General features: G+C 52.7%; 10 protein-coding genes. 8 read left to right on the top strand and 2 right to left on the bottom strand.

Features of this window, described 5'->3' with window-relative positions:
* The 6 genes from H6F80_RS21370 to H6F80_RS21395 form a co-directional block, all read left to right on the top strand.
* Positions 1-627, top strand: a 627-nt coding sequence (locus tag H6F80_RS21370) for a DUF58 domain-containing protein (protein WP_190793548.1), incomplete at its 5' end; no start/stop codon positions are given.
* On the top strand, positions 624-1,037 hold the full coding sequence (locus H6F80_RS21375) for a DUF309 domain-containing protein (RefSeq protein WP_190793549.1): 414 nt from the start codon (positions 624-626) through the stop codon (positions 1,035-1,037). The genes H6F80_RS21370 and H6F80_RS21375, both read left to right, overlap by 4 nt.
* A gap of 333 nt (positions 1,038-1,370) precedes the next feature.
* Positions 1,371-1,901 (top strand): LptA/OstA family protein, encoded by a 531-nt coding sequence (locus H6F80_RS21380; protein WP_190793550.1) that lies wholly within the window; start codon positions 1,371-1,373, stop codon positions 1,899-1,901.
* A gap of 126 nt (positions 1,902-2,027) precedes the next feature.
* A complete protein-coding gene (gene lptB, locus H6F80_RS21385) occupies positions 2,028-2,756 on the top strand; it encodes an LPS export ABC transporter ATP-binding protein (RefSeq protein ID WP_190793551.1) in 729 nt (242 codons plus the stop codon).
* Between the two features lie 30 nt (positions 2,757-2,786).
* The gene (locus H6F80_RS21390; RefSeq protein WP_242067501.1) at positions 2,787-3,962 is read left to right on the top strand and encodes an LptF/LptG family permease; all 1,176 of its coding nucleotides are present in this window, start codon (positions 2,787-2,789) and stop codon (positions 3,960-3,962) included.
* Between the two features lie 83 nt (positions 3,963-4,045).
* Positions 4,046-5,107 carry a hypothetical protein gene (locus H6F80_RS21395; protein WP_190793552.1) on the top strand — a complete coding sequence of 354 codons (1,062 nt, stop codon included), beginning with the start codon at positions 4,046-4,048 and terminating at the stop codon, positions 5,105-5,107.
* A 97-nt stretch (positions 5,108-5,204) separates the two neighbouring features.
* Here H6F80_RS21395 and H6F80_RS21400 read toward each other — a convergent pair whose 3' ends face one another.
* A complete protein-coding gene (locus H6F80_RS21400; protein WP_518523626.1) occupies positions 5,205-6,644 on the bottom strand; it encodes an NADP-dependent isocitrate dehydrogenase in 1,440 nt (479 codons plus the stop codon).
* Positions 6,645-7,063: 419 nt separating this feature from the next.
* On the opposite strand from H6F80_RS21400, the gene H6F80_RS21405 reads away from it, so the two are divergent.
* The gene (locus tag H6F80_RS21405; protein WP_190793553.1) at positions 7,064-7,744 is read left to right on the top strand and encodes a response regulator transcription factor; all 681 of its coding nucleotides are present in this window, start codon (positions 7,064-7,066) and stop codon (positions 7,742-7,744) included.
* A gap of 229 nt (positions 7,745-7,973) precedes the next feature.
* A complete protein-coding gene (locus H6F80_RS21410; protein WP_242067502.1) occupies positions 7,974-8,762 on the top strand; it encodes a GUN4 domain-containing protein in 789 nt (262 codons plus the stop codon).
* On the opposite strand, the gene H6F80_RS21415 is transcribed toward H6F80_RS21410, so the two are convergent.
* On the bottom strand, positions 8,759-9,121 hold a 363-nt coding region (locus H6F80_RS21415; protein WP_190793554.1), incomplete at its 5' end, for an NAD(P)/FAD-dependent oxidoreductase. The genes H6F80_RS21410 and H6F80_RS21415 overlap by 4 nt on opposite strands.

Raw genomic sequence — 9,121 nt, forward strand, 5'->3', positions numbered from 1 at the left:
GTAGTCTATCCAACTGTGTTGCCATTGAGCCAGTGTCCGATCCTAGATGCGATGGGGCGAGACAGCCATTCTCAGGTGATGAGTGCTTATCAAACCCAGAATGCCAGCCAAGACCTAACCCGAACCCTGCGTCCTTATCGATGGGGTGATTCGATGCGGCTGATTCACTGGCGCACAAGTGCCCGATATGGTGATTTGCGCGTTCGCGAACTGGAAACCTATACGGGCGGACAGGAAGTGATTGTGGCGTTGGATAATGTGATCGAATGGAATGCGGCAGATTTTGAACAGGCAGTGATCGCGGCAGCTTCTCTTTATTTCTATGCGCTGCGTCGGCAGATGCGGGTGAGTTTGTGGACGGCGTTGGGACAAATCGGCGGAGAAGAAACGGTGCTAGAAACGCTGGCAGCGGTGCAGTTTAACCAGTCAGGAGAAATCGATCGTCCCAATCAGGCAGTCCTCTGGTTGACCCAAAATCCTGATTCCCTAGAGCATTTGCCGGAAGGAAGTCGCTGGCTGCTCTGGCAACGATCGAACCTTGCCCCAGAACAATTCCTATCGAAACCAGGGTTAATCATTCAGACTGATCGATCGCTCCAGCTCCAGCTTCAGGAGGCAATTTCATGACCGAACCAATTCCGCCTGCATTCTGGGAGGGCGTAGAGCAGTTTAATCAGGGACAGTTTTACGACTGCCACGACACCATGGAGGCAATCTGGATGGAGTCAGGCGAACCAGAAAAGAGCTTTTATCAGGGCGTGCTGCAAATTGCGGTTGCCCTCTATCACCTCAGCAATCGAAATGCGCGGGGCGCAATGATTTTGCTGGGCGAGGGCATGAATCGGCTGCGGAGATATGAGCCAGCCTATTCCGGGATTGATGTGTCTGCTCTGGTAGAAGTGAGTGAAGATTTGCTGGCAACCCTGTACGATGCTTCGATCGATCGCATTGCTGAAATGGCAGCTCAAGTTCAGGGCTTGACCGAGGGAAAGACAACCTGTGATTTTCCCCTGCCGCGAATTGCTGCTCTCGATTAGAACAATCGCACTGGACGATCATAGTGAGGGGTAGACAATTTGAGTCAGACAATTTGAGCCAAACAATTCGAGTAGACAGAAGGACGATCGCTGTGACAGGATAAGGGCGAACTCCAGGAGTTGTCCAGTTAAAACTGCATACTGATAAGCCTCAATTAAGCCCAAACAGATTAAGCCCGAATAGAAACATTTCAAGCTTGCCTGCGTCTGAACCCAGTAGACGAGTTCCTGCTTTTGCAGTACGGTTAGCAAATATTTATTGCGTAATTCATTGCGTACTGGTTATTTTGAAGCCGCTTGGTCTTGTCGTTCTCTCAACTGCGATTTAAAGCTATGGTGTCTCCTCAAACGCCTCGATTAACACTTTTCCATCGGCTGAGCCTGACCGCCCTTTCGGTTACGGCTTTGTTGGGTACGATTACAGCTCCGACGGCTCAAAGTGCAGCACAGGCGCAGGCAAGCGGAAATCAAGCCTTAACGCTGCGATCGGACGTGCAGGAAGCCAACTCGGTGACGGGCGTGATTACAGCACGGGGCAATGTGCAGATTAACTACCCGGCGCGCCAGATTCAGGCAACCTCAGTGCAGGCGCAGTATTACAGTCGCGAACGGCGAATTGTGCTGAGGGGCGATGTCTATGTGCTGCAAGACGGCAACAGTCTGCGCGGTGAGACAATCACTTATCTGATTGACGAAGGGCGATTTGTGGCGTTGCCCCCAGATGGACGGCAGGTTGAGTCGATTTACCTGGTGCAAGACCCCAATCCCACCAATACGCCCGGTGCAGCGGCGACCCCTGCTGCCAGCGAAACAGAAGCTTTTGACCCGAAATCAGAATTTAAAACTCCTATCAGCCCTCCCTAGCCCCAAGCCAGCAAAAAAATCAGCAAACGCCGGTCAAGGAAGGTAATTAACAAAACCTGCAAGGACTGTTGATAGAATCAAGACCATCCCCTACCTCACTGGTATTTCTTCCTTAAGAGAAAGTCCTTGAAGATTGTACTGGATAATATTCATAAGTCTTATGGCAAGCGCGAGGTCGTCAGTCGCGTCTATCTTTCGATTGCTAGAGGCGAAGTGGTCGGTCTGCTGGGACCGAACGGAGCCGGAAAAACCACAACGTTCTACATTGCAACCGGGCTAGAAAAGCCGGATCAGGGCAAAGTTTGGCTGGACGATCGCGATATTACCACCCTGCCCATTTACGAGCGTGCCCATTTGGGCTTGGGCTATCTGGCGCAGGAACCGAGCGTTTTTCGCAATCTCAGCGTCCGCGATAACCTGCTGCTGGTGATGGAGCAAACCCAGATTCCCCGGCAGGAACGAGGGGCAAGGCTGCATGAATTGCTGAAAGAGTTTCGCTTAGAACGGGTGGCTCATACACCGGGCGGACGAGTATCGGGGGGAGAACGCCGCCGCACGGAGATTGCCAGGGCACTTGCAGCTGGAGTCGAAGGACCAAAGTTTCTGTTTCTCGATGAACCCTTTGCCGGAATCGACCCGATCGCGGTTACCGAAATCCAGGAGATTATTGCCAAACTGCGCGGGCGACACATGGGCATCCTGATTACCGATCACAACGTCCGAGAAACACTAGCAATTATCGATCGAGGCTACATCATGCGAGACGGACAAATTCTCGCTTCGGGCAGTGCTGAAGAGCTGTATGCCAATCCGCTGGTGCGTCAGTATTATCTGGGCGATAGCTTCCAGATGTAGTTTTTAGATGTCGTTTTGTCGATCGCGCCTATGACTGCCCGTTCCCTCAAATCGCCCGGTTCTGCCCTACGGCTGCCGCAACTCTTTTCTGTGATGGATCGCTACATCACAGGTGAGCTAATTCTGCCTTTTCTGTTTGGCGTGGGGGCATTCTCTTCGCTGGGGGTGTCCGTGGGGGCACTATTTGATTTGATTCGGCGAGTGACCGAGGCAGGGCTGCCTTTATCGATCGCGCTTCAGGTGCTAGCGCTCCGGTTTCCTGAATTCGTTGCCTACGCCTTTCCGATGTCTACCTTGCTGGCGACGCTCATGACCTATAGCCGCCTCGCAAATGACAGTGAATTAATCGCGCTAAAAGCGTGCGGGGTGAGCATTCTAAGGATGCTGGTTCCGGCACTGGCGATGTGTTTGGTCGTGACAGGAATCACTTTTGCCTTTAATGAACTGATTGTGCCTGCTGCCAGCTTTCAAGCTACACAACGACTTGCCAGCGTCCTGAACGAGGATAATCCGTCGTTTCAGGAGCACAACATCCTGTTTCAGGAATTTCAGCAAGTCACAAAAGAAGACGGCGAGCAAAAAGATGAACTGGCGCGGCTGTTCTATGCCCGTGAGTTTGATGGCGATCGAATGAAGGCTTTGACAATTCTCGACTTTTCTCAGGAAGGACTAAGCCAGATCGTCAGCGCAAAATCCGCTCAGTGGAACTCGTCCCAGAAAACTTGGGATTTCTCTAACGGCACAATCTATGTAGTTTCGCCAGACGGCTCGTTTCGCAATATTGTCAAATTCGATAGCCAGCAGCTACGGTTGCCGCGCACGCCGCTCGATCTAGCCGAGAATCGCCGAGACTATAACGAGATGAATATTGCTCAGTCACTCGATTATCTGGATCTTCTGAAACAGTCGGGCGATACGGAGAAAATTCGCAAGCTGAGGGTGCGGATTCAGCAGAAATATGCCCTGCCGTTTGTTTGTGTAGCGTTTGGTTTAGTAGGTGCAGCCTTGGGAGCCAGTCTTGATCGGGCAGGACGGGCAACCAGTTTCGCGATCAGCATTGTGATTATCTTTACCTACTATCTCCTGGCAGTGATCTGTGGTTCGATCGCCCAGGTAGGCACAATTCCCCCAATTCTGGGCGCATGGCTACCGAATTTGTTTGGTTTAGGGGCAGCAGCCTGGCTGATTTTGCGATCGTCCCGTTGAAGATCTCTAGGTCGGTAAGGCTAGAATTGGGCATAGATTATACATAAAATCGCCAGTTAAAGTTTGCCAGTGAGGACTGTCTAATGCTGCCTAGACCGCGACCCCCTCAACCCTCAATCCTGCACCAACTTGGACGGCAACTGTTAGCCTTTCGGCACCCGATGTTTTGGGGTACAGCGTCGGTACTGCTGTTATCGGGCTTGTTTTTGCTGGAATACTGGCAGCCACGACCGCTGTTCAGGGGATTTGCGGAAAAGCCAGCATTGAACGGCAAAGAAGCAAACTCAACGCCTTACCAAAATCCCTCCCCTTACCGGAGTCCCTCTGGCAATTCCGCCAGATTCAACGGTGGAGAACTACCGCCGTTACCGCCTGTGCTACCCACAGAGCCCAACGCCCAGATTCCCGCTGCTCTTAATCTGCCAGGTGTGCCTGGTCTAGCGCCGGAAGCAACCACTCAGCAGACCCGTTCTCGCGGCACAGCCGATCGGGCGCTGCCGTTTAGCCCTGGAATCGGTGGCAATTCAGCCTCAGATCGATCGACTGATCTTTACAACCCAACAGGCATTCCCATGCCCGAACGCTGGCAGCGACGATCGAGCCGGACTCAGGCTATCACTGAACCTTTAGCCGTTGAGTCACCTGCAACAGGAGCGACTAATCCAGCAGCCAATCCAGAAGGTAATCCAGAGGGTAATGCGGTTAGTCCCCTTCAGTCTGCTCTCGATCGCGTCAGGACTTCTGGAAATGTCGATGCTTCTGGGAATCCGCCTGGGTTAACTCGATCGCCCGCAGTTTCCCAAACCTCTGACCTTCCCCAATTGCCTGATCAGACCGGGGCAGTGCAGTCTCTTCCAACGCAGCCCATTTCGCCCTCTCCTCAACTCACACCCCGCGTAACGGGATATACCGTGCCGCCTGCGTTTCGCACTCCTGACAACACATCACCCTTTTATCGTTCTTCTGACGGTTCTCCTGACAGCTCTCCTGGCAGATTTCCAATCAGCAATCCGGCTCAGCCCGAAATGCTTGAACCGCTGCCCATGTCTCCAACCCCTTCTGGGATTTCTCCGTCTAGGGTGCCGCAGTCGAGTTCTGGACGATCGCTTGGCGGCAGAGAGATTAATACGTTCTCTAATCCATAACTAGGGCGATTCGAGGTCGGGCAGGGGAGCGAGGTAAGGGCAGTTTGGAAACCGCCCCTACAGAGTTAATCACGCTTCTGTGGACAACTGAAATTCGCTAATCGTCAAAATGCCGGACGATCGCCTCAGCAAACTCTGAGCATTTGAGCGGTGGCTCGACAGGGGGTTCCATCAAACGCGCCAGATCGTAAGTCACCTCACGATTGGAGATCGCAGCTCCGATGCCCTGCTTGATCAGATCAGCCGCTTCCTGCCAGCCCAGATATTCCAGCATCATCACGCCCGACAAAATGACCGAGCCGGGATTAATGCGATCGAGTCCGGCGTGTTTGGGGGCTGTGCCGTGGGTGGCTTCAAACACCGCACAGGCATCACCAATATTTGCGCCCGGTCCCATGCCCAGTCCACCGACGATTGCCGCTGCCGCATCCGAGAGGTAATCACCGTTCAGGTTCATCGTTGCCAGAATCGAATACTCGTCGGGTCGGGTCTGAATCTGCTGAAAGATGCTGTCGGCAATGCGATCGTTCACCATCACTTTGGATTTCCATTGCCCATTCCCGTGGGTTGTCCCGATCTCATTGAGAACAGATTGGACTTCCTGACAAATCTGCGCCTGCTTTTCAGGCGTTAGCGCGTCGTAGCCCGGTTCGATTTGCCGTGCGTTGTCCTCCAGGCTCAAATCAGGATTGCGGTCTTTATTGCTGAGAATCCAGGATTCCCGCTCAGTGACACATTCCTGCCGAAATTCGCTCTTTGCCAGCTCATAGCCCCAATCCCGAAACGCGCCTTCGGTGTACTTCATAATGTTGCCTTTGTGAACCAGCGTCACCATTTGCTTTGCCGGAGGCAGCCGCAGCGCATGACGAATCGCCCGTCGCACCAGCCGCTGCGAACCCGTTTTGCTGATGGGCTTAATCCCGATGCCTGAGTCAAGCGGAATTTGCTTTTTGCCGTGTTCAGGCGTGGATGGGATCAGGTCTTCATTGAGCAGCTTGATCAGCCGTGTCCCCACTTCGCTGCCCTGCTTCCACTCGATGCCTAAGTAGATATCTTCGGTATTTTCCCGATAGACGATCACATCCAGCTTTTCGGGCGTTTTGTGGGGGGAGGGGGTGCCTGCGTAATATTTGCAGGGACGAATACAGGCATACAGGTCAAAAATTTGCCGCAGGGCGACGTTGAGGGATCGAATGCCGCCGCCGACCGGGGTGGTGAGCGGTCCCTTAATTGCCACGCCGTATTCGCGAATCGCGGTGAGGGTATCTTCAGGCAGATACTGGTAAGTGCCGTACCGTTCGCAGGCTTCATCTCCGGCATAGACTTTGAACCAGACAATCTTGCGCTTGCCGCCATAAGCTTTTTCAACTGCGGCATCAAACACGCGCTGAGCAGCGGGCCAAATGTCTACCCCCGTACCATCTCCGCCAATAAAAGGAATAATTGGGTTATCAGGGACGGTTGGCTCTCCATTTTTAAAGGTAATTTTTGATCCGGTCGTGGGTGGTTGAATTTTCTCGTACATAGCCTGTGGCATCTCCTCGGTGTCGTGGCAAACGTCGTATCAAACTTCGTGTCGGGCAATCTGCTTCGGGCAATCTTCTTCGAGCAATCTTCCTGAGAGGCAATCTTCTTATCCAACCTGACCCAGGCTTGCTTTGCTGTATTAGATTCAACAGGGAATTCTGGAGCAGCACAGACGGATCTAAACTGTAAGTTAGCGAAAAATTAGCGAAGGAGCAGAACAGCAGCATTTATCAACTGTGAACAAGAGGTGGGGCTTTGCCTCCGTGCAAGCTCTCCTTTGTGCAAGCTCTTTACAAGGATGAAGCCTCCGCATTCCATTCAGAAGCCAGGAAGGATTGCGATCGCCCTGCTGACAATAATTTTTTGACAGTCACTTGATTGCATCTTCCGTCCCTATCCGATCGCAGTTGTGGACTACCCATCCCCTGAATGAAACGCATTCTGATCGTCGATGATGATATTACCTTAAGAACTGCCCTGATTCGCTATCTCCGTAATCGGGGCTACGCCGTGGAGGACGCAGGGTCAGGTGCAGAAGCCCTATTACGGTTTGAGAAGGCTCCTCCCGATTTAGTTGTGTCTGATGTGGTGATGCCAGAAATGGATGGGCTAGAGTTTTGCCGCCGCTTGAGAGCAAGCCAGTCAGGGCAGCTTGTGCCGTTTATCTTTCTATCGAGCCGAAAAGAGGTAAACGATCGCATTCAGGGACACCAGATGGGAGCCGATGATTATGTCGTGAAGCCCTTTGACCCCAAGGAACTGATTGCCAAAATTGAGGCACAGCTCGAACGATCACGCCGGATTCACTCGGAAATTTTGCGGCTCACGCAGCAGTCTCAGCAAGCTGCCTCGGAAGCAACTCCTGCTGCCAACCCGAATCCGCTGCCGCTCACGCCTGCCGAAGCAAAAGTGTTTTGGGAAGTGATCCAGGGCTATACCAACAAGCAAATCGGCGATCGGTTATTTGTCAGTCCGCGCACGGTGCAGACCCATCTCAGCAATATTCTCAGCAAACTTCAGCTTGAAAGCCGCTCTCAGCTCATTCGCTATGCCTTTGAGCGGGGCTATCGTCCTCCGGCAGATGCAGGTGGAATTTCCCCAGAGCAATGATCGAGCTTCTCAGCTCCTCGTTCTAAACAGTCTCGCAATAGTGATATAAAGAGTGGGTTTTGCGATACAGCACCTTTGGCAAATTTCGCTTTTCTCCCCTGCCGTCCGCGTTGCGCTTCACTCGCGTATTAAAGTGGAATAAAGCAAGTGGAATTAAACCCTGGGGCGAAAAATGGGCAGGATTACTCCACCCGCCTGAGGTGTTTCACTGCTGTGTTGTGTCGAGTTCATGCCTGCCGTGCAGCCGTTTCTCACTCGTTCTACCCACCCTAGTTCCCCTGATTCCTCGGTTACAGCCGATATGACTGATTTTATCGATCGCCTCAGAGCCGAATCTCCCAAAAACAAGCTCCAGCTAGTTCAGGAGGCTGCGAGTGCAGGAGAAACCGGATTCGATGCGCTCATGAGCTACCTGCTGGAGCAACAGCCTCGCTTGAGCCAGTTTTGGGCAGAACCTGATTCACTCAAAAATTTAGCCGGAGTTGTAGAAGGCAAAATCTATCAAGTCTTGGTGCAATCCGAGTCTCCAAAAGTCAAAGAATTCCTGCAAACTCACTTTGCTCAGGGCTTGTTGCCGCTCACCTCAGAACGGGGGATCGACTATAGCTCGCTGCAAACGCTTCTTGCAGAACAGCAGTTTGAAGCTGCCGATCGCCTGACGCTCGAAAAACTGTGTGAGCTGGCAGGCAACTTAGCGTTGCAGCGTAAATGGCTTTATTTCACCGAAGTTGAGAAGTTTCCGACCGCTGATTTGAAGACGATCGATGCCCTCTGGCGGGTGTACTCCGAAGGCAAATTTGGCTACTCCGTGCAGCGTGAGGTCTGGTTAGGCGTGAGCAAAAACTGGGAAAAGCTGTGGTTCCAGATTGGCTGGAAGAGCGGAAATAGCTGGACTCGTTACCCCCAGGAGTTCACCTGGGATTTAACCGCTCCAAGAGGGCATTTGCCGCTGTCAAATCAGCTTCGCGGCGTTCGCGTGATTGCTGCGCTGCTTGCCCATCCTGCCTGGAACGCTTAATTTTTCACCCTTTCCCCTTTCGCCTTTGCTCCTGCCCCAATTTCTGCATCCGGGAAACTGGCTCCCATTGCCTGACCTGCAAGCCAGCCCGTCGTCCAGGCACTCTGAAAGTTAAAGCCCCCTGTGATGCCATCAATATCAAGAATTTCTCCGGCGAAGTACAACCCCGGACAGCAGCGGCTCTCCATCGTCTGAAAATTGACGTCTTTTAGCCGAATGCCGCCACAAGTGACAAACTCCTCTTTGAAAACACCTTTGCCCTTCACCGGCAGTTCGGTCTGCATGAGCTGCTGAATCAATCGATTCATCGCTTGCTTGGAGAAGTCTGCCCAGCGATGCGAAGCACTTCCGCCCTCAGA

Origin of the sequence: Leptolyngbya sp. FACHB-711 (assembly GCF_014695615.1) — a bacterium.
Lineage (GTDB): Bacteria > Cyanobacteriota > Cyanobacteriia > Elainellales > Elainellaceae > Leptolyngbya_A.

What these genes read in the sequence shown, in the direction of transcription:
- H6F80_RS21395 (WP_190793552.1), top strand. Translation starts at nt 4,046, where the DNA reads ATGCTGCCTAGACCGCGACCCCCTCAACCCTCAATCCTGCACCAACTT.
- H6F80_RS21405 (WP_190793553.1), top strand. Translation starts at nt 7,064, where the DNA reads ATGAAACGCATTCTGATCGTCGATGATGATATTACCTTAAGAACTGCC.
- H6F80_RS21410 (WP_242067502.1), top strand. Translation starts at nt 7,974, where the DNA reads ATGCCTGCCGTGCAGCCGTTTCTCACTCGTTCTACCCACCCTAGTTCC.
- H6F80_RS21400 (WP_518523626.1), bottom strand. Translation starts at nt 6,644, where the DNA reads ATGCCACAGGCTATGTACGAGAAAATTCAACCACCCACGACCGGATCA.
- H6F80_RS21390 (WP_242067501.1), top strand. Translation starts at nt 2,787, where the DNA reads ATGACTGCCCGTTCCCTCAAATCGCCCGGTTCTGCCCTACGGCTGCCG.
- H6F80_RS21380 (WP_190793550.1), top strand. Translation starts at nt 1,371, where the DNA reads ATGGTGTCTCCTCAAACGCCTCGATTAACACTTTTCCATCGGCTGAGC.
- H6F80_RS21375 (WP_190793549.1), top strand. Translation starts at nt 624, where the DNA reads ATGACCGAACCAATTCCGCCTGCATTCTGGGAGGGCGTAGAGCAGTTT.